Origin of the sequence: Arthrobacter sp. 2762 (genome assembly GCF_040548745.1) — a bacterium.
Taxonomy (GTDB): domain Bacteria; phylum Actinomycetota; class Actinomycetes; order Actinomycetales; family Micrococcaceae; genus Arthrobacter.
On the sequence record NZ_JBEPSI010000004.1, the window covers coordinates 72,710 to 91,982 of the forward strand.

Sequence of the window (19,273 nt, forward strand, 5' to 3'; positions counted from 1 at the left end):
AGTGGAAGCCACTGAAATCAGTGATCAGTTGTTGTACCGCTCCTAGACGGGGCATGGACCCCATCTAAACTGTGGGGCTAGAAACTTCCGGAGTCGCCGCCACCGAAGTCGCCTCCGCCGCCGCCCCAGTCGCCGCCGCCGGAGTCGCCGCCGAAGAATCCGCCGCCACCGCCGTCGCTGTGGCCCCCGCCCCAACCGCCGCCACCGCTGTTGAAGATGGAGTTAATGAGAATGCCGCCGAGAATTGCGCCTCCAAGACCGCCACCTCCGCCGCCACCCCCGAACATGCCACCGCGGCCGTAGCCTTGGTCGGCATAGCCGAAGTGGTCAACGTCGGCCTGCGCCAGCTGTGCTGCCTGTGCGGCCAGTGAGTGGGCTTGCTGGGCGTATGTCAGAGCCGTCACCGGGTCATTGCGCGAGATCGACAAGGCGTAGTCGAGATTGCGCTGGGCCTCGGCGAGCCGGGTGCGGGCCTCCGTCCCAACGCCGCCCCGACGGGCCGTGATGTAATCCGAGGTTGCACTGATCTGGGCCTGTGCCGCCATGATGGTTTGCTGCAAGGACGCTTGAGCGCGCCGGGCCTGCTCCTGCTGGTCCCGGATGCCGGACAGCGACTGATCAAGAGCTTGATGAGCGGTTTCAACGCGGGTCAGCGTAGCAATGGGGTCGATCTTGCCACCTTGGATTTCAGTCTTGACTTGACCCAGGGCCGCCTCCACACCAGCCACCGGGCCAGCGAGTTCAGGATGTTCACCCGACTGGATCATGGCCCTGGCCTGCGCGAGATCCTGGCTGGTCTCCGCAACCGCGCTTTCCAGTGAGGCGCGTGCCTCGTCAAGGCTGCCTGCAGTCTTGGAGATCGCATCGATCAGGACGTTCGTCTGGTGCAGGCTCTCTTCGGCAGCGCGAACAGCTACGGCAGCCAGGCTGTTTTCGCCGGCAGCCAGTTTTTCCTGGGCGGTGGTGGCAGCGTTCTGCACGAACGCAAGGCGTTCCTTCGCCTGCAGGATGTTGTCTGAGACCTGCGTCAACGCAGATTCGGCGTACTTACTGCGGAGGCCCTCAAGGGATTGCTCTGCGGTGGCGATTCTGGAGTCGGCCTCTCGGGCGCCTGCCGTGACAGTGGCCAACGCCTGCGGGGCCTTCTTCTCGAGTTCACGAAGGGAGTCGAAGTCCGCCTTCTGGTCGCGCAGTGACGCGAGGGCTGCCTCTGAACGGCGAATAATCTCTCCGAGCCACGTCCGTTGTTGTTCCTCGGTGTCCGGGATATGGTCGTCCAGCTGCTGCTGCAACTTGAACGATTCGGTCATATGGGCTTTGGCTTCCTGCAGGGCCTTGGTGAAGTTGCCGATCGCCGAATCACCGTACTGGGCCTGGGCGAACCCGAGTTCCTGTTCGCTGGACTTGATGGCGTCATCAGCTTCGATCAACAACGAACCACTCTTCTGGCGCAGGTCCGGAATGCTCAGGGCTGCCAGGGGGTCAAGCTCTTCTCCTTGCGGACCGTAGCTGGCACTGGATGCCTGACCAACCTTCTTGCGGCGATTTCGCAGGTAGAGATAGGTGGCCGCACCGCCTGCTGCTACTACGCCAACCCCGACAAGGACCCCCACACCGCCGTTGCCGCTTGGCACGGTACCGCTTCCACCGCCGGCCGCGTCTCCAATGGCTGCGGCTGTGTCAATCGCTGCCTGGGCATAGTCCTTCTTACCGCCGGCCAGGTTGGCTACAACGGCGTTTTGCGCGATGGTGGACTGCTTGGAGTAAATGGAACTCCCTGAGTTCAGGGCGAAGTTGTATTGACCAGCGGTGGAGATTGCCAGAATGGCGTCGGCCTTGCCCATGCCCTTCTTGGTGGCTACAGCTTTGACCCATTCCGCAGGCGAAGAAGGGTTCTCGAAGGAGTTCACCGTGACCACGTACAGGTTGTATTTGTGGTCTTTGAGCGTCTTCTGGATGGCTTCCTGGACTTCACCCTTGCGGCTGCCCAGGACATTGGCGTCATCTACGATGTTTTGGCCTGACGGTATGGTCACCGGATCTGCAGCCCAGGCGGCGCCGGCCGGGAGGGCCAGCATTCCAGCCACGCCAATCACGGCGAGTACACGTTTCACTATTGACCGCATGTGCAACCCTTCAGCACGTCTGCGACTGGAACAAGGCGAACCAATCGTCACAGAATGCTCAGCGCCCCCACGCATGGTTTGTAAAGCCGCAGGTCGCTGTGGCAATTCCACTTGATTCTATGGTGCACCCCATACCCCGTCCACAGCCTTGAATATGCCACCAGCGAAACACAGGAGAAACGCGCGATGCCCGCGCGTTGAGGCTCTTTGTGTCGGCTGTGTTGGCCCGCCACGCGGCTCGGCTGCACCATACCCCATGGCTTTCAGGAAGCTCCCAGCGAACGTCCGATTTTGTTCCAGTAAAAAGGGCCATAGTTATGGAAGACAAGGATGAAAGGAAGACCCATGACGGAGAACCCAGCGCAGGGCACCGCACCAGAGAACCGTGATCCGTCCGAGCCGCGGGATCCCGCTGCGAGGCCTGACGCCGCTGCCAGCCACCAGCAGCCACAGGAGCCGACGCAGCAGCACGCTCAGCAGCCTGGTTGGAACTCCGGGCAGGGAACCGGTACGCATGCAACGACTCCGCTGCCGGCCTTTCAGCCGCCTGCCCAATCGGCACCTCACACCAACGCAAACCAAGAGGTGCATTCCAACTCCCAGCCCCAGCCCACCACGCGCCCTGAGAGCAACCCGGGTTCCCATGGAAGCACCGGCCAGCCGCAGTACTACGGCGGTCCCCAGCACCAGGACCCAGGGCACCGTCCCAACTACCCGCAGCACCAGCCGTTTTACGGCGGAGGGACCAATCCTGGGAACCCGAACCTCCACAGCGCTCCGGGCCAGCAGTCCTCCGTTGGCACCAAGCGGAAGCCGGCATTCGGTATCGGAACGCTCATTGCCAGCATCCTTGCCGCCGGCCTCGTAGGTGGCGGTGTGGTGGCAGGCAGCACCGTGCTTTTGGACAACCCGGCACCGGCGGCCTCAAGTGGCGGCCAGTCCAGCACGGTGATCGTGAACAACAAGGACGACGTCAACGTCATCACGGCAGCAGCAGCCAAGGCGTCGCCGAGCGTGGTCACCATCAAGGCAACGAGTGGAAACGAGGGCGGAACAGGGTCCGGCATCATTATCGATGACCAAGGCCACATCCTGACCAACACCCACGTCGTCACGCTGGATGGTGCAACATCCAGTGCTGCCATCGAGGTCCGTACCAGTGACGGAAAGGTCCTCAAGGCCAAGGTCGTTGGAACTGATCCGCTCTCGGACCTTGCAGTTATCAAGGTGGACAATACTTCCGGTTTGGTGCCGGCCACGCTCGGGGATTCCTCGAAAATCAACGTGGGCGACACCGCCGTCGCGATTGGTTCGCCGCTTGGCCTGACGGGCACGGTGACGGACGGTATCGTCTCCACGCTGAACCGCACCATCAGCGTTGCTTCCTCGGCCGCCCCAAAGGAAGGCACTGACGATTCCCAGGGCGGTGACCAGGGCTTCCAGTTTGCACCTCCAGGTGGCGGCCAGAGCCAGCCCAGTGCCAACGAGGGCTCGATCTCGATCAACGTGATCCAGACCGACGCGGCCATCAACCCCGGCAATTCCGGTGGCGCGCTGGTAAACAGCAAGGGCGAGATCATCGGCGTCAATGTGGCTATTGCCTCCGCCGGCAGCGGCACAGCGGATTCCTCCACTGGAAACATCGGTGTGGGCTTCAGCATCCCGATCAACCATGCCAAGCGCGTTGCACAGGAAATCATCGATACCGGTAAGGCAAGCCATGGCCAGTTTGGTGTCTCTGTACGATCGAAGTCGTCCACGGGCAGCGACTCCGGATTCTCGGTTGGCGCAGAGGTGGCTTCGGTGACAACGGGTTCGGCCGCGGCGAAGGCCGGCATCAAGGTTGGCGACGTCGTCACCAAGTTTGGTGACTACCAGGTGACGGACCCCAACCAGTTGACCGCGGCGGTCCGCGAACAGTCCGCCGGTGCCAAGGTCAAGGTAACTATTCAGCGCAACGGCCAGTCGCAGGAAGTAGAAGTTACTTTGGACGCCGCACAGCAGTAACAACCCCAACAGCAGGAACCACTGCGATAGCAGGAACCTGCTGGCACAGCGGACGACGGCGGGCGGCACCTCAGCGGTGTGGCCCGCCGTCGGTCTGTGCCCGCAGTTGCTGTGGCCGATGAAACAGGCGTTAACGCACAATCGTTTTTCTGCGGGTTTCTGCGGGCAATATGCTTAGCTAGGGGAAGCCCACGCGCTGGGCAATTCACGGCCACGCTCCTGCGGTTGGCCGTCCACAAGCATGGAAGGCTGCTTCGAAGACAGTGGAAGAGACATTGAAGATTGTCGTTCTGGTCAAGCACGTCCCGGACGCGCAGTTCGACCGGCACATCACCGGACCCGGCAACACAACTGACCGCGATGAGAGCATCTTGTCCGAACTTGACGAGTACGCGCTTGAGGCAGCACTGCAGCTGGCTGAAGAGCGTGGCGGAGCCAAAGCCGGCAACGAGGTCATTGCCCTCAGCATGGGGCCCTCCGGTGCCGTAAACGCAGTCAAGAAGTCGTTGCAGATTGGCGCGTACTCCGGGGTCCACCTCAGCGATGACGCGTTGGCCGGTTCGGACGCCGCTGCGACATCGTTGGCGCTTGCGGCCACCATCCGCCATCTCTCCGCAGATGGACGCCCGGTGGACCTGGTCCTGACCGGCATGGCTTCCACTGACGGCGAGACCTCGCTCATCCCGGCTCAGCTGGCCGAGCGGTTGTCGCTCCCGCAGCTTACGTTTGCTTCCAGCCTCGAGGTTAACGGCGGAACCGTGGTGGCACGTCGCGACGCCGGCTCCCACTCGGAAACAGTTGAAGCGCAGCTCCCAGCGCTCGTCTCGGTCACAGACCAGATCAATGAACCGAGGTACCCCAACTTCAAGGGAATCCTGGCAGCCAAGAAGAAGAAGATTGCCTCGTTGTCGCTTGCCGATATCGGTGTCGATCCTTCCGAGGTAGGCCAGGCAGGCTCGTGGACGGTTGTGGAGTCTGCAGCTGCCCGCCCGCCCAGGACCGCAGGTACGATCATCACCGACGAGGGCGACGCCGGCATCAAGCTCGTCGACTTCCTGGCCGCACAGAAGCTGCTCTAAAGGACTCCAACCATGGCAAATGCACTTGTTTTCATTGACAACCCCGGGGCTGCGCTCAAGAAGAGCAGCTTGGAGCTCCTGACCCTTGCGCGGAAGCTGGGGGAGGCCGCCGTCGCGATCAACGGTGACTTAACCGACGACGTCGCGGCCACCTTGGGTGCCTATGGCGTGGCGACGATCTACCAGCCCTCTGTGGCGGACCTGGACGACTACCTGGTTGCGCCGAAGGCCGCGTACCTCGCGGCTGCAGTGGCGGCTGCAGGCGCCACCGCTGTCCTGATCGAAAACTCGCCCGAGGGCAAAGAGGTCGCGGGACGACTCGGCATTAAGCTCAACGCCGGAGTCATCACGGATGTCGTTGGTCTGGATGCGGACGGCACCGCCCACAAGTCGGTCCTCGCGGGTTCGTACAACACCACGGCGAAGGCCACCACTCCGGTGTCGGTCTTTTCCGTAAAAGCGAACATCGTGGAACCAGAGCGGGCAGGCGCAGCCACAGCTCCCGCGACAGCCAAGGTTGAGGTTCCTGCAGATGCTGCAGCGAATGCGGCCCGGATCTCCTCGCGCACGGAGAAGCCCGCCAGTGGCCGGCCCGACCTCAGCGAGGCCCGGATCGTTGTAGCCGGCGGGCGGGGCGTCGATGGCGACTTTGGCCCGTTGGAAGAACTCGCCGATGCCCTTGGTGCTGCGGTTGGTGCTTCGCGGGCAGCAACCGATGCAGGGTGGATTGGCCACGACGCGCAAGTGGGCCAAACAGGTGTGACTGTCTCTCCGCAGCTGTATATTTCGGCAGGCATCTCAGGAGCAATCCAGCAAAAGGCCGGAATGCAGACGTCCAAGGTCATTGTGGCCATCAACAAGGATGCAGAGTCTCCTGTCTTTGAGATCGCGGACTTCGGCATCATCGGCGATCTGTTCAAAGTTGTGCCGCAGGCAACAGCTGAGATCAAAAAGCGGAAAGGCTGATCCCTTTGACTTCTGGCGTTTCGTCAGCAAAAAGCCCGTTCAACGCCTCCACGGAGCGTGTTGAGCGGGTGCTTTGTTTTACTGCCCATCCTGACGACATCGACTTCGGAGCTGCAGGAACCATAGCTGCGTGGACTGCTGCTGGCGTACAGGTCACCTACTGCATCATGACTGACGGCGACGCCGGCGGGTTTGATCCCGTTGACCGGGAAGGAATCATCGAACTCCGTGCCACGGAACAGCAACGCGCGGCAGAGTTGGTGGGAGTCAACGACATCCGTTACCTGCACGAACACGATGGCTACCTCGAGCCGACACACAACGTCATCAAGCAGGTTGTGAAGCTCATCCGGGAGATCCGCCCGGACATCGTGTTGACCATGCACCCGGAACGGAACTGGGACCGCCTTCAGAAGAGCCACCCCGATCACCTCGCAGCAGGGGAAGCCGTGACCCGGGCGGTTTATCCTGCCGTGGAGAATCCCTTTGCCTATCCTGAGTTGGCCGAGGCCGGATTGGCAGCCTACAAGCTGCCCTGGCTCTGGTTTATTTGCAGTCCAGAGGACCGTGAGAACCATTTCGTGGATGTCACCAAGCATGTTGATGCCAAGCTCGATGCGATCCGGATCCACGCGAGCCAGCACCCGGACATCGAGGGGATGGAGCGCGTGGTCCGTGGCATGTTGATGGCCAACGGTGCGCGTGCAGGGCTTCCTCCCGGGGCCAGTGCTGAGAGTTTCCACGTGGTGTCCGTCAACGGATCCAGTACCATCGCCGGCTTCTGACATTGCCGTTATGTAACCCGTGTCATATGCTGGACCTCGGTTAAATCATATTTATTCGAGGAAGGCAGACTTTGATGGCGAAGACTGCACAGCAACCCGTACTGGTGATTATGGGAGTCTCCGGTTCGGGCAAGTCGACTGTAGCCGGCGTTCTGGCCGGAAAGCTTGGATGGGATCTCGCCGAAGGCGACGATCTCCATCCGGAAGCGAATGTGGCCAAGATGCACTCGGGGCAGGCCCTCAGCGATGAGGACCGGTGGCCTTGGCTTGGCATCATTGCCCAGTGGATCCGGGAACACACAGATGCCGGTACGCCGGCCATCATCACGTGCTCGGCATTGAAGAAGAAGTACCGCGACGTGCTCCGGGGCGAAGGGGTTGTCTTCGTTTTCCTGCAAGGGAGCAAAGATAAGATCTCGGACCGGCTGGCGTCGCGGCACGGCCACTTCATGCCGCCGTCGCTCCTGGAGTCGCAGTTTGAAGCACTTGAGGAACCCACGGAAGACGAGAACTACATCTCGCTGTGTGTTTCGGCCTCGCCTGCTGAAGAGGCGGACGAAGTCATCGATCGGCTCGGCTTGCGTCCCCTGGGCGCCGGTACCGAAGCGGCAGCGTCATGATCGCACTGGAAACGGCCACACAGGTACAGGAGTGGTCCGCGCACGACACCCAACTTCTTGTGGTGGCAGCGTTGGGTATTGCGCTGATCGTCGTTCTGATCGCCAAGCTGAAACTCCACCCATTCCTGGCGCTGGTGCTGGGCTCGGCGTTTGTCGGCCTCGCCTCAGGCGTGGAACTGGGCAAGGTCATTACCAACTTCGAGGACGGAGTTGGCGGCGTCCTCAAGGAAGTCGGCCTCCTGATTGCCTTGGGCGCAATGCTAGGCAAGTTGCTCGCGGACTCCGGTGGAGCCAACCGGGTAGTGGACACCTTGTTGGCCAAGGCCACCGGCAACAAGATCGTCTGGATGATCACGCTCGTGGCAGTGATCATTGGCCTGCCGATGTTCTTCGAAATCGGTCTTGTGCTCCTGCTTCCTGTGATCGTCCTTGTGACGCAGAGATCCGGGATGAAGCTCATGCGCATCGCGATACCTGCTTTGGCGGGCCTTTCTGTGCTCCATGGCCTGGTGCCCCCGCACCCGGGACCCCTGATTGCCATCAGCGCTGTGAAAGCCGAACTGGGAACAACACTGGGCCTGGGCATCCTCGTAGCCATTCCCACGGTCATCATTTGTGGACCGCTTTTCTCCCGGCTGGCTGCGCGTTGGGTTCCGGTGGACGCTCCCGCCGTGGCGGGTGGCATCGACACCCAGCACCGCGCAGACCTCAGCGACGTCAAGCGCCAGCCCTCGTTCCTGGTGACACTGCTGACCATCATTTTCCCGGTAGTCCTCATGCTGCTAAAGGCTTTGGGCGACATCATCTGGCCGGACGCGGCCACCGCTCCGATGATCAGGATCTTCTTCGATTTCGTGGGCCAGCCCCTGGTCGCCATGACCTTGGCGGTACTCGCTGCCATTGTGAGCTTCGGGTATGCAGTGGGATTCACCGGCAGCAAGATCACTGCCAAGCTGGGCGACAGCCTTGGCCCGATCGCTGCGATCCTTCTGATTGTTGGAGCTGGCGGTGGTTTCAAGCAGACACTGATTGGCGCCGGCGTGGGCGACGCCGTCAAAAAGTGGGCCGAAGGGGCCAACATGTCCGTCCTCGTGCTGGGCTTTATTGTGGCGGTGGCGCTCCGCCTCGCCACGGGCTCGGCAACCGTTGCAACGGTTACTGCTGCGGGCATTGTCGCGCCCCTGGCCAGCAGTTTGACCCCGACCCATGCCGCACTGCTCGCCTTGGCGATCGGTGCAGGCTCATTGTTCCTCTCGCACGTGAATGATGCAGGTTTCTGGCTGGTCAAGGAGCTCTTCGGCCTGACAGTCGGTCAGACCTTCAAGACCTGGTCCGTGATGGAGACCCTGATCTCCCTGGTTGGCTTCGGCTTCGTGATGCTGTTGTCGCTCGTTTTGTAGCTGCCGGTCAACTCCAGGCAAGAACGACGGCGGCCGCCCCGCCTTTCTCACGGAAGGTGCGCGGCCGCCGTCGGGGCTTAAGCGTTGACGCCAGGCTTGGCTGACATCAGGCGCTCAGCGGAACCACCAACACAGGGGGCTGCGTGGGTGAGCTTGATCCGCCGGCGGGCTCCACCGTAATGGCTACTGAGGAAGCTGCGGACAGTCCCTTCACCACCGCCGGCTTGGACAACGTCTCGGCGTCCATAGTGCCCTGCGGCACGGGGGCTGACCCATCCTTGGGCAACGTCCACAACTGGTAGACCTTACCGTTGGGGGCCGGGGCAACGCCGTCCATCAACACCACAAAGGAGTCCTTGGCGGAGGAAGCTGAAATGGTTGCCGTGCCGCCTCCGGGAACCTGGGCCGTCTTCTTCTGGACGTCCTGGGCCTGCAGGACCTGGTTCACGGGATCATTCTGGCCGGCTACGTACGCGCCTACTCCCACGCCACCCAAGGCGATGACGGCAGCAGCCGCTGCGCCCACCAGCCACGCGCGTCCGCGCCCGAGGCCGCGGCGTTCTCCGCGCTCGGTACGGGCGAGTGCCAGTTCGTCGACGACTGGCTCAGGCTTTGGATTAATGCCGGGCCTTGCGGGGGAGTCCATGTCAGATTCCCGGTTGATCCGGTCCATGATGTTGGCGAAGACGGCAGCGGGAGGCTCTTCTTCAGGAGCGAAACCTACCACCAGGGCCTCGCGGGCCTGGCGGACCCGCTCCTGGAACGCTGGACCTTCCGGAGCGTCCTTGACGTAATCGTCAATCAGGGCACGTTCGGATTCAGTGACCGCGTCCAAGGCATAGATTTCCGCGAGTTCGAGGACACGGCCCTCGGCCAAGTCGGTTGCGATGTCATTGGCGAACATTCTGCGGACAAATCCTCCACCGTTGTTTTCGCTCATTTCAGCCCACCCCCAAGCAGGTCTTCAAGCGCAGTAGTCCATCGCGGATGCGGGACTTGATGGTAGGGACCGCGGCACCAAGGTGCTCCGCAACCTCCCTGTAAGTGAGCCCACCGTAATAGGCAAGGCGGACAGATTCGCGCTGGGTATCCGTCAACGTGCCAAGGCACCGGCTGACAGCCTCGGCCTCAAAGTTCGTGTCGGCTTCCTCGGATACGACGTCGCGATCAAGGTCCTGGCTCGCTGCGCCGTATCGGGCTTCGCGGTCCGTAGCTGCCTGCACGGCACGGACGCGGTCGATGGCACGGCGGTGAGCGATGGTCATCAGCCAAGCCATGGGGCTGCCGGACGCGCGATCGAACCTGGCGGCGCCCTGCCAGACCTGGATGAAGACTTCCTGGGTGGCGTCCTCGCTCAGCTCGGAGTCGATCAGGATGCGCCTGGCCATGCCAAAGACGCGTCTGGAGGTCAGCCGATAAAACTCGGCGAAGGCCACCTGATCGCCCGCAGCAATCAATTCAAGCAGGCGGGTGAGCTGCTGGTTCAGGTCTGTCGCCGTGCCCGAAGTCTCGACGACCGGGGGACCGGGATTGTTGGGGATGTCCATCACTGTCCAGCATAAGTCGTGCGGTTTGAAACCCGCAGCACAAGGGCGTGGCGTTGTGCGCACGGCCGTGCAGCGGGTTGCCGCCACCACCAGGGCCTCCAGCGCGCTCACATCGGCTCCCTCATCGAATGTCCAAGGCAGGAATTGATCCTGCATAGGTTATTCGCAGCTGCGGGCGCCGCGGATGGGCTACACCTTGGCGCCGGCAAATCCGTTTTGGCGCCACGCCTCGAAAACGGCAATGGACGCGGCGTTTGCCAGATTCAGTGAACGCAGGGAAGGCCGCATCGGGAGCCGCACCCGGGCAGTGACGTGCGGATCCTTCTTCAGCCAATCCGGGAGGCCTACAGATTCAGGGCCGAACATCAGCACGTCACCCTCACGGTAGTTGATATCTGTGTAGGACGTTTCGCCGTCGGACGTAAACGCAAACACACGCTCAGGCTGCAGGGCTGCCCAAGCCGCGTTGATGTCCTTATGGACCGTGACGACGGCGAGGTCGTGGTAGTCCAGGCCCGCCCGGCGCAGCTTGGCATCGGAAAAGTCAAAGCCCAGAGGCTCCACCAGATGGAGTTCGGCGCCGGTGATGGCGGCCAAACGAATGGCGTTTCCCGTATTGCCCGGGATTTCTGGAGTGTGGAAGAGGATGCGGAACACCGTCCCATCCTAGCCAGTCCAGTCCCAGCCAGTCCCATCGCTCTGGCTTCATACTGACGACTCAACCAGTGCCCTCAACCAGTGCCGGCGAAAGCAAGATGTCAGTGCATGCCGCGGAGCAAGCGGGCAAGAACTGGCACCACCACGGTGTTGGGTGCTGGTCCTGAACCAAGGAACTGCTTCAAACCGCGGACCAATCCTGCGCCATTGACTACCTCAACCGCGTTATGGCTGGACTGCCCTTTGCCGTACTGGTCAATGACTGGTTCATGCAGGTTACCGTCAGGACTGTGCAGGACCACCCAGCCGGTGACGTTCAACTCGGGGAAGATGTCCTGCATGTGGCGGACGATGTGGGCGAGCTGCGGCGGAGCCACCGACCGGCCGCCGTGGCGCAACGAACTGCCGTCCCATGCGTAGGCGCCCTTGGGCAACAGCATGGACCCAACCAATGCCAGCCGGTAGCCGGAAAGGACCGCGTGGTCGATGTGGTTGTTGTCAGAGGGGGAGCGGAGCCCGTTGATAAGCCGTGCGGCGGGGATGGCAGGCAGGACCTGCCTACTGATGAGTTGAACTGTGCGCATCTCGCGCTGGATGCGGGCTTCGGCTCCAAAAATGCCGCGCTTTCGCGGCAAGCCATGGACCTGTTGGGCAGCTTCTGCCATCGAAATGAGGGGAACCTCAAGGGGGTCATCAAAGGCGGGAACGTAAACGGGCGGATCGCCGGCCGTGTTGCGCGGGGCCTGCGGACGCCTGACCCCTGCGCTGGTCGCCGGACCCGGCGCTGGCGCGCCTGTGTAGTCGCCCGGACGCGGTTGGGAGCGGACGGAAGTGCCGCTGGCATACCTCCGGTCATACTCGGCCCGACGCTTCGGATCAATCAGGGTCTCATACGCGAGCGTTACACGGCGGAACATTTCAGCCTCGCCGCCGTGATCGGGGTGGGCCTTCCGGGCGGCCTTCCGATATGCCACCTTGATCTCCTTGTCCGTCGCAGTGACGGACACACGAAGAACCTGATAGTGGGAACTGCTGCCCTCGGCCAAGCACAGGCCCTTCTCTAGGATGGTGGTCCGCTCCATTGGCGGGGCGGTATGGCCAGTTTATCCAGCCACTATGAGAACGTCGGCAGCGGGCGCGGTGGTTCCCGGCTGGCATAATTCAGCAGGTGAATCCTCCGGCGCCCAAGAATCCCACGCACGCGGCGGAGAAGATCGCCCTTGCCATAAATCCAACAGCATCGTTCGGCCGTCACGGCCTTGCCGGGGACGAGGCCGCAGCCTGCCTTCGCGCCGGGGGTTGTGACGTCGTCGTGCTGGAAGCGGGAAGCTATGACGATCTCCGGACCCTGGTTGATGAGGCCCTGACTTCAGGCGTCCGTGCGCTGGTTGTGGTGGGCGGGGACGGCATGGTCCATTTGGGTGTCAATGCGCTCGCAGGAAAGGACGTTCCGCTGGGAATTGTTCCCGCTGGCACTGGCAACGATGTTGCCAGGCTGCTGGGCTTGCCACTCACGGACACGAAGGCGGCCTGCGATCGCTTGCTGGCGTCAATGGCATCGGGCGGGCGGAAGATCGACGCCGGACGCGTCACCGCCGGCGGGCGAAGCACCTATTTTGCGGGGGTCCTGTCTGCTGGATTTGACGCTGCCGTTAATGAGAGGGCGAACTCGTGGCGTTGGCCCAAGGGAAAGAGCCGTTACAACCTGGCGATGCTCCGGGAACTCGGTTCCTTCCGGCGTATCGAATACACAGTGACGGCCGACGGCGAGCAGTGGCGCCAGCCGGCGTTGCTGATTTCGGTGGCGAACGGCCAATCGATCGGCGGCGGGATGAGAATTACGCCCGATGCTTTGCCCGACGACGGGTGGTTGGATTTGTTTATGGTCAAGCCGTTATCGCGGCTGAATTTCCTGGCGGTGTTTCCCAAGGTGTTCGCCGGCAAACACCTTGGCCATCCGGCCGTGGAGATCCGCCGGGTACGGAAGGTGCGGCTGGAGGCAGAAGGTGTAGTGGCCTACGCCGACGGCGAGCGCGTGGGCAGGTTGCCTGTGGAGGTTCAGGTTGTGCCCGGGGGTCTCTGCGTCCTTGCTTAGTTGAACTGCTGTTGCGGGCGGTTAGACTCGATGGCGGCAGAAGCGGCTCGCCAGCAAAAGACCCGCCAGCAAAAGAGAGGATCGCCGATGACACGGGGTGTTGGACGACGGCAGGTCCCGGCGATGGTGGGCGCCGTGCCTGGTTTGGCTGCTTTGGGTGCCTTGGGTGCGCTGCTTGCCGGATGCAGTGTGAACGTGCCTGATCCGGCAGCACCGAAGCCTTCACCTTCCGAGTCGACGCTGTCCACCCCAACCATCACGCCCGGACACGATGTTGAGGCACTCGCCGCCAAGGATCTGCCCTTGAGTGCGGGAGGCACATTGGCGCCTGGAGATCCGGTAGCAGTGTCCAGCCGCCTGGAAGAGGCGCCAGGATGGTCCGTTGTGCACTCCGGCTTGCAAGGTGAAACCCGGTACGCGAAGACAGACGGGTGCATGGTGGTTGTACGGGTCAGCGTTAACCAGGGACCATTAGTGGTGCCGGGCGATGACGCCGCGTCCACGAAGGAACTGTTCCGCTACTTGGATCCGGGCATCGCTGTGGACAAGCTAACACCGGCCTCGTTGCGCTGGGGCCAGGATTCCGGCAAGCCGGAGCACCGCGTGGAATTATTGGCCTTGGAATCAGCTCCAGCTTCCGGTGGCACCGCGGCCTTGGTCCTCGCCAGGCTTTTCAGCAGCCCGGCTTCCTCTGTGTATATATCGGTTGCTTGTCCTGATAGTGGGACCTTGGCCAAGGCCAGGGCTGAGGTCCAGTCCCAGTTGGCCGTGGTCCCACCAGCGTGACTTTTATTCTTGAACGCCGAGTTGTTTCTTGAACGCGGTGTTATTTCCTGAACGCGGTGGCCAGGCGGTTCAACGCGAGTGCTCCGACCAGCAGGCCGAAGTCCCTCAGTGCGACGTCGAAGAACGAGCCAAGCACCAGCAGGTTGACGATGATGCCGAGCAGCCAGGCGGCGACAATGAGGGATCCCCAGCGCGGCCGCAGGGCGACGACGATGCCGGCGATAATTTCGATGACTCCCACGCCGTACATGAAGGTCTGGGCTGAAACAGGTACCACGGCGGTGGCTGCGGGCGCCAAGTAGACGGTCCAGTCCACCAGGAGGTTGCTGAATTTATCGAGCCCGAAAATGATCGGGGCAATCGTGAAGACCGTCCTCAGGAGGACAAAGGCCTGCCTGGAAGGGTCCCGGAGGTCGCTGTGGCTGGACTTGGGGCTCATGTGGGTGGTTGCGGCTTCCATGACGCATTCCTTTCTAAAAATGGATATCTTGATTTTAGATCTCCATGGAAGATTAAGCAACGAATCTTGTTTTTAGAGATATTCTGGCTGTATGACCACTGTGCGACACTCTTGGCTCCAAAGGATTTCGGCGATCGCCTCCTTGGACGACGACAACCGCCGGGTGTTGTTCGCCTACGTGCGCGGTGCTGCAGACGCCGTAGGCCGGGACGAAGCGGCCAATGCCTTGGGTATTCCCCGAAGCACGGCCTCCTTCCATTTGGATCGGTTGGTGAAGGATGGCGTCCTGCAGGTGGAGTTCAGAAAGTCCTCCGACAAAGCCGGGCCCGGTTCCGGCCGGCCTGCCAAGCTCTACCGCCCGGCCATGGATGAGGTTGTTGCCTCTGTCCCTGAGCGCCAGTACGATCTCGCCGGGGATCTGATGGCTACAGCTATCACGCGTTCCCTGAAAGGAGATTTGCCCGTGCGGGACGCTTTGATGGATGTTGCAGGCCGCAAGGGCCAGGAAGCGGGCCGGCCCGGCGATTTCCTGGGTGCCCTGGCGGACCTTGGCTATGAGCCAACCGCTGATGACGCCGGAGGGTACCGGCTGCTTAACTGCCCTTTCCATCGGCTCTCGCAGGATCATGAGGAGGTGGTCTGCGCCATGAATGGCGCATTCCTCAAGGGCGCGGCCACCGCATCCGGTCTTAGCGCTGACAACGTCCTTCCGGAACCTGGCCCTGGTCATTGCTGTGCCCGGATTGGCAGCCTTGAACCGGGCCCCAAAACCTGACCCCAGGCCCGACACCAAGACCTGGCCCCAGGACCTGCCCAAGACCCAGCGCTGACGCCGCCGGTAGAATTACAACGTGCCTGTATACCTCGACCACGCCGCAACCACTCCCATGTCGGCCCAAGCCCTTGCCGTCATGACGCGCGAGCTGGCGCGAACCGGCAACCCGTCCTCCCTCCATGGAGCCGGGCGTCGGGCAAGGCGCGCGGTGGAAGATGCGCGCGAAACGTTGGCGGCGGCCGCTGGAGCCCACCCGTCCGAGGTAATTTTCACCTCGGGTGGGACTGAGGCCGACAACCTGGCCGTCAAGGGCCTTTTCTGGGCCCGCCATGACGAAAACCCTCGCCGAACCCGGATCCTGTGTCCCGCCGTCGAACATCACGCGGTCATGGACACGGTGGAATGGCTTGAGCGTCATGAGGGAGCCGAGGCCGTGTGGCTGCCTGTCGATGCAGAAGGTGCGGTGCAGCTCGATGCCGTGCAGCGCGAACTGGAGCGCGACCCCCAGTCCGTTGCGCTTGTCACGGTGATGTGGGCCAATAACGAAGTGGGCACCATTCAGCCCGTTGCTGAGATCGTGGAGCTGGCCAGCCGATACGGGATTCCCGTACATTCAGATGCCGTCCAGGCTTTCGGTTCCGTGCCGGTCGATTTCCTGGCGTCCGGACTCGCTGCAATGTCAGTGTCGGGGCATAAGCTCGGCGGCCCCGTCGGAGTCGGAGCGTTGTTCCTCGGGCGGGCGATTAATTTGACTCCGGTTCAACACGGCGGCGGGCAGGAGCGCGATGTGCGCTCGGGAACACTGGACACGCCGGCTATTGCCGCCTTCGCCGCGGCTGCGGAGGCCGCTACGGCTAATCTGGCCGCGGAGGCCGAGCGAATCAGCAGGCTGCGCGACCGTCTCGTTGCCGGGGTTCGGGAGGCCGTACCGGACGCGGTGCTCCGTGGGGCACCCGGGGACGGTCGGCTGCCCGGCAACGCCCACTTTACTTTTCCCGGTTGCGAGGGAGATTCTCTGCTGTTCCTTCTCGATCTCGCAGGCGTTGAGTCATCCACCGGTTCGGCATGTACAGCAGGGGTGCCCCGTCCCTCCCACGTCCTCCTGGCCATGGGGCTGGACGAAGATACTGCCCGTGGTGCTCAACGCTTCACCCTGGGGCACAGCTCAACAGATGCCGACATCGATGCCCTGCTTAAGGCGCTGCCCGAAGCTTGTTCACGGGCTCGTCAAGCAGGCATGGCCGGTCATGAATCCAGCATCCAGACAGCGGCAACGGTAGCGCGGCGCGGCGCTACGGAGTTCTAAGCAGGGGAGTTCTAACCAGGGAATCGCTCCGGGCAAAAAGTCCAGGGTAAAAATCAGTTGTGGGGCAACAGTTCCTCAAGGGGAACATCGGGATTTGTCAGACGGGTTACGTCCACGGGGACCCGCCCGGAAATCAGGGCCTTGATCGGCTTCTGCACGCGGCGGATATTCACGCTCATGCCGGCCACCACTTCGCCCTGCTCCTTCTGGCCATCGCGCATCCAGAACGCGATGAAACTGCCCTCATCGATCGACCCACGAATTACGGGCTCAACGCCGGAGGTCAGCGAAGGGAAACCCGAGTACTCCATGCTGAGCGTGAACTGGTCCGTATAGAAATAGGGGACAACATCCAGGGCGGCATTTTGGTCCAGCATCGTCTTGGCGGCCACTTTGCCGCCGTTAAGTGCATTCGCCCAGTGCTCGCTGCGATGATGCTCTCCGGTGAAGGGATGCAGGGCGTTGGCAACGTCACCTGCTGCAAGGATGTCCGGGACGCTGCTGCGAAGCGCGGCATCCACCAGGACTCCGTTGTCCAGACTTAGCCCTGCTGTTTCTGCCAACGATGTGTCAGGCACTACACCGACTGCAATGATGACGATATCCGCGGGAAGGACTTCTCCAGTGTTGGTTCGAACTGCGGAGGCATGGCCATCGTTCCCCTCGATGGCGGCAGCACTCGCGGGCAGCCTGAAGCTGACGCCGTTCTCTTCGTGGAGTGCCCGGAAGTAGTTGCCGAGTTCAGGGCCGATGGCAGCACTGAGCGGGATTTCTTCCAAGCCGAGCAGGACCACATCATTGCCGTAGCTGCGGGCAGCCGCAGCCAGTTCCATGCCGATCCACCCGGAACCGACCATGACCACATGCTTGCCTCCGTCCCTGAGCAGGGACTGCAGGCGCAGGCTGTCCTCAAAGGTCCTGAAAGTCAGCACGCCTTCCAGGTCATTGCCGGGAAGCGGGATGTGCCGAGGCTGGGCCCCGGTGGCTATCAGCAGTTTGGCGTAGTCAAGGGTCCGGCCGTCCTTGAGGGTTACGGTTCGGTTTCCCACATCGATGCCCACTGCGGGGTTGCCCAGGAGGAGTTCGACGTCGTTTTCTTCGTACCAGCCGGCCGGCACCACCGGGACGCTATCCTCGTCGGCCTTGCCCAGAAGGAACTCCTTGGACAGAGGTGGCCGAAGGTACGGGATCCGCTCCTCGGATGCCAGGAGGGTGATTGGTCCAGCAAACCCCTCTGATCGAAGGGTTTTTGCTGTGGTCGCGCCGGCCAGGCCGCCGCCGGCGATGACCATTCGCTCATGTGTCATTTCAGCCCACCTCTGTCTTGGCATTTTCTAAAACAGCATACTTTGACTTTAGATTTCGTCCTATGCCCAGTCAAGGGATTTAGCGCGGGCATTGGTGCGGGAGCTAGAATAGTTGGGCGTGCCGGCTCGCCTCAGCCGGAATCAATATCCAAAAACCCCTAAAACACGGAAAGCCAGCATGCGAGTACTTGCAGCAATGAGCGGCGGAGTCGACTCCGCCGTGGCCGCCGCCCGCGCCGTCGAGGCCGGACACGACGTCGTCGGAGTCCACCTTGCGTTGTCGCGCATGCCCGGCACCCTTCGCACTGGAAGCCGGGGCTGCTGCACGATTGAAGACTCCCGCGATGCATGGCGCGCCTGTGATGTCCTGGGGATTCCGTACTACGTGTGGGACTTCTCCGAACGCTTCAAGGAAGATGTCGTCCAGGACTTCATCGACGAATATGCTGCCGGGCGCACGCCGAACCCGTGCATGCGTTGCAATGAGCGCATTAAGTTTGCTGCCTTGCTGGAAAAGGCCATTGCCCTGGGCTTTGACGCTGTCTGCACCGGGCACTACGCCAAAGTAATCGAAGACGCCGACGGCAACCGCGAACTGCATCGTGCGGCGGACTGGGCCAAGGACCAAAGCTACGTCCTGGGCGTCCTGACCCACGAGCAGCTTAAGCACTCCATGTTCCCGCTGGCGGACACTCCCTCCAAGGCCGAGGTAAGGGCCGAGGCCGAAAGGCGGGGTTTGTCGGTGGCAAACAAGCCGGACAGCCACGATATTTGCTTCATCTCCGATGGAGATACCCGTGGCTGGCTGGCCGAGAAAATCGAAATGACAACCGGCGACATCGTGGACGAAACTGGCACGAAGGTAGGCGAGCACCCGGGTGCAAATGCCTTCACCGTCGGCCAGCGCCGAGGACTGAAGCTGGGCACACCGGCCTCCGATGGCAAGCCCCGGTTCGTCCTGGAAATCCGGCCAAAGGAAAACAAGGTTGTTGTGGGGCCGGAAGCGCTCCTTGCCATCGATGAAATCCGCGGAATCAAGGTGTCCTGGGCTGGTTTGCCCATCTCCGAGGTTGGGACAGGTGCGGAATTCGAGTGCCACGCCCAAGTGCGCGCACATGGTGACCCCGTTCCTGCCCGTGCACACATTGAGCCGGTCGTGGATGAAGAGGGTGTTGAGCGCGCCGAACTCGTGGTCACCCTGACCGAACCGCTGCGCGGAGTGGCGCCTGGCCAGACCGTTGTGCTGTATCAGGGCACCCGGGTGCTGGGACAGGCAACCATCGACGCCGCGCGTTCCCTGCAGAGGGCAGTTCTCTAGCCGTTGCCGGATTATTGCCTCCGGGTTTGAGGGCCCCCA

18 protein-coding genes are annotated in these 19,273 nt (G+C 62.2%); 11 read left to right on the forward strand and 7 right to left on the reverse strand.

Features of this window, described 5'->3' with window-relative positions:
- Positions 1-77: 77 nt before the first annotated feature.
- Entirely contained in the window at positions 78-2,126 is a 2,049-nt protein-coding gene (locus ABIE18_RS08910) for a TPM domain-containing protein (protein WP_499722353.1), read from the reverse strand.
- Positions 2,127-2,471: 345 nt separating this feature from the next.
- On the opposite strand from ABIE18_RS08910, the gene ABIE18_RS08915 reads away from it, so the two are divergent.
- The 6 genes from ABIE18_RS08915 to ABIE18_RS08940 all read left to right on the forward strand — a co-directional run bounded on the left by ABIE18_RS08915 (position 2,472) and on the right by ABIE18_RS08940 (position 8,983).
- Positions 2,472-4,133 carry a S1C family serine protease gene (locus ABIE18_RS08915; protein ID WP_499722354.1) on the forward strand — a complete coding sequence of 554 codons (1,662 nt, stop codon included), beginning with the start codon at positions 2,472-2,474 and terminating at the stop codon, positions 4,131-4,133.
- 275 nt (positions 4,134-4,408) lie between these two features.
- A complete protein-coding gene (locus ABIE18_RS08920; RefSeq protein WP_216924063.1) occupies positions 4,409-5,212 on the forward strand; it encodes an electron transfer flavoprotein subunit beta/FixA family protein in 804 nt (267 codons plus the stop codon).
- A 12-nt stretch (positions 5,213-5,224) separates the two neighbouring features.
- Positions 5,225-6,178: an electron transfer flavoprotein subunit alpha/FixB family protein gene (locus tag ABIE18_RS08925; RefSeq protein ID WP_499722356.1), complete on the forward strand. Its 954-nt coding sequence runs from the start codon at positions 5,225-5,227 to the stop codon at positions 6,176-6,178.
- Between the two features lie 5 nt (positions 6,179-6,183).
- Positions 6,184-6,963 (forward strand): PIG-L deacetylase family protein, encoded by a 780-nt coding sequence (locus tag ABIE18_RS08930; protein WP_499722357.1) that lies wholly within the window; start codon positions 6,184-6,186, stop codon positions 6,961-6,963.
- 74 nt (positions 6,964-7,037) lie between these two features.
- A complete protein-coding gene (locus ABIE18_RS08935; protein ID WP_431115759.1) occupies positions 7,038-7,583 on the forward strand; it encodes a gluconokinase in 546 nt (181 codons plus the stop codon).
- Positions 7,580-8,983, forward strand: a complete 1,404-nt coding sequence (locus ABIE18_RS08940) for a GntT/GntP/DsdX family permease (protein ID WP_499722359.1) — start codon at positions 7,580-7,582, stop codon at positions 8,981-8,983. The genes ABIE18_RS08935 and ABIE18_RS08940 overlap by 4 nt, the downstream gene beginning before the upstream one ends.
- 106 nt (positions 8,984-9,089) lie before the next feature.
- Here ABIE18_RS08940 and ABIE18_RS08945 read toward each other — a convergent pair whose 3' ends face one another.
- From ABIE18_RS08945 to ABIE18_RS08960, 4 genes are all read right to left on the reverse strand, one after another.
- Positions 9,090-9,923 carry an anti-sigma factor gene (locus tag ABIE18_RS08945; protein WP_499722361.1) on the reverse strand — a complete coding sequence of 278 codons (834 nt, stop codon included), beginning with the start codon at positions 9,921-9,923 and terminating at the stop codon, positions 9,090-9,092.
- A gap of 1 nt (position 9,924) precedes the next feature.
- Positions 9,925-10,530, reverse strand: coding sequence for an ECF RNA polymerase sigma factor SigK (gene sigK, locus ABIE18_RS08950; protein ID WP_499722636.1), 606 nt, complete (start codon positions 10,528-10,530; stop codon positions 9,925-9,927).
- Between the two features lie 189 nt (positions 10,531-10,719).
- Positions 10,720-11,187 carry a tRNA (cytidine(34)-2'-O)-methyltransferase gene (locus tag ABIE18_RS08955; protein ID WP_224088121.1) on the reverse strand — a complete coding sequence of 156 codons (468 nt, stop codon included), beginning with the start codon at positions 11,185-11,187 and terminating at the stop codon, positions 10,720-10,722.
- Positions 11,188-11,288: 101 nt separating this feature from the next.
- On the reverse strand, positions 11,289-12,233 hold the full coding sequence (locus tag ABIE18_RS08960) for a J domain-containing protein (RefSeq protein ID WP_499722637.1): 945 nt from the start codon (positions 12,231-12,233) through the stop codon (positions 11,289-11,291).
- 122 nt (positions 12,234-12,355) lie between these two features.
- Here ABIE18_RS08960 and ABIE18_RS08965 point away from each other — a divergent pair, with 122 nt between their 5' ends.
- Both ABIE18_RS08965 and ABIE18_RS08970 read left to right on the forward strand, forming a co-directional pair.
- Entirely contained in the window at positions 12,356-13,282 is a 927-nt protein-coding gene (locus ABIE18_RS08965) for a diacylglycerol/lipid kinase family protein (protein WP_499722362.1), read from the forward strand.
- 87 nt (positions 13,283-13,369) lie between these two features.
- Positions 13,370-14,068 (forward strand): hypothetical protein, encoded by a 699-nt coding sequence (locus tag ABIE18_RS08970; RefSeq protein ID WP_499722363.1) that lies wholly within the window; start codon positions 13,370-13,372, stop codon positions 14,066-14,068.
- Between the two features lie 40 nt (positions 14,069-14,108).
- Here the strand turns inward: ABIE18_RS08970 and ABIE18_RS08975 are convergent, their stop codons facing one another.
- Positions 14,109-14,528 (reverse strand): hypothetical protein, encoded by a 420-nt coding sequence (locus tag ABIE18_RS08975; RefSeq protein ID WP_499722364.1) that lies wholly within the window; start codon positions 14,526-14,528, stop codon positions 14,109-14,111.
- A gap of 91 nt (positions 14,529-14,619) precedes the next feature.
- On the opposite strand from ABIE18_RS08975, the gene ABIE18_RS08980 reads away from it, so the two are divergent.
- A complete protein-coding gene (locus ABIE18_RS08980; RefSeq protein ID WP_499722365.1) occupies positions 14,620-15,303 on the forward strand; it encodes a helix-turn-helix transcriptional regulator in 684 nt (227 codons plus the stop codon).
- A gap of 76 nt (positions 15,304-15,379) precedes the next feature.
- A complete protein-coding gene (locus tag ABIE18_RS08985; RefSeq protein ID WP_499722366.1) occupies positions 15,380-16,609 on the forward strand; it encodes a cysteine desulfurase family protein in 1,230 nt (409 codons plus the stop codon).
- Positions 16,610-16,662: 53 nt separating this feature from the next.
- Here the strand turns inward: ABIE18_RS08985 and ABIE18_RS08990 are convergent, their stop codons facing one another.
- Entirely contained in the window at positions 16,663-17,916 is a 1,254-nt protein-coding gene (locus tag ABIE18_RS08990; RefSeq protein WP_499722367.1) for an NAD(P)/FAD-dependent oxidoreductase, read from the reverse strand.
- Between the two features lie 196 nt (positions 17,917-18,112).
- Between ABIE18_RS08990 and mnmA the strand changes: the two genes are divergently transcribed.
- On the forward strand, positions 18,113-19,234 hold the full coding sequence (mnmA, locus tag ABIE18_RS08995) for a tRNA 2-thiouridine(34) synthase MnmA (RefSeq protein WP_477515176.1): 1,122 nt from the start codon (positions 18,113-18,115) through the stop codon (positions 19,232-19,234).
- Positions 19,235-19,273: the final 39 nt, after the last annotated feature.

Excerpts from the sequence above, each read along its gene's own strand:
- ABIE18_RS08970 (WP_499722363.1), top strand. The coding sequence starts at position 13,370 with ATGACACGGGGTGTTGGACGACGGCAGGTCCCGGCGATGGTGGGCGCC.
- mnmA (WP_477515176.1), top strand. The coding sequence starts at position 18,113 with ATGAGCGGCGGAGTCGACTCCGCCGTGGCCGCCGCCCGCGCCGTCGAG.
- ABIE18_RS08975 (WP_499722364.1), bottom strand. The coding sequence starts at position 14,528 with ATGGAAGCCGCAACCACCCACATGAGCCCCAAGTCCAGCCACAGCGAC.
- ABIE18_RS08915 (WP_499722354.1), top strand. The coding sequence starts at position 2,472 with ATGACGGAGAACCCAGCGCAGGGCACCGCACCAGAGAACCGTGATCCG.
- ABIE18_RS08990 (WP_499722367.1), bottom strand. The coding sequence starts at position 17,916 with ATGACACATGAGCGAATGGTCATCGCCGGCGGCGGCCTGGCCGGCGCG.
- ABIE18_RS08945 (WP_499722361.1), bottom strand. The coding sequence starts at position 9,923 with ATGAGCGAAAACAACGGTGGAGGATTTGTCCGCAGAATGTTCGCCAAT.
- sigK (WP_499722636.1), bottom strand. The coding sequence starts at position 10,530 with ATGGACATCCCCAACAATCCCGGTCCCCCGGTCGTCGAGACTTCGGGC.
- ABIE18_RS08925 (WP_499722356.1), top strand. The coding sequence starts at position 5,225 with ATGGCAAATGCACTTGTTTTCATTGACAACCCCGGGGCTGCGCTCAAG.
- ABIE18_RS08980 (WP_499722365.1), top strand. The coding sequence starts at position 14,620 with ATGACCACTGTGCGACACTCTTGGCTCCAAAGGATTTCGGCGATCGCC.
- ABIE18_RS08940 (WP_499722359.1), top strand. The coding sequence starts at position 7,580 with ATGATCGCACTGGAAACGGCCACACAGGTACAGGAGTGGTCCGCGCAC.
- ABIE18_RS08935 (WP_431115759.1), top strand. The coding sequence starts at position 7,038 with ATGGCGAAGACTGCACAGCAACCCGTACTGGTGATTATGGGAGTCTCC.
- ABIE18_RS08910 (WP_499722353.1), bottom strand. The coding sequence starts at position 2,126 with ATGCGGTCAATAGTGAAACGTGTACTCGCCGTGATTGGCGTGGCTGGA.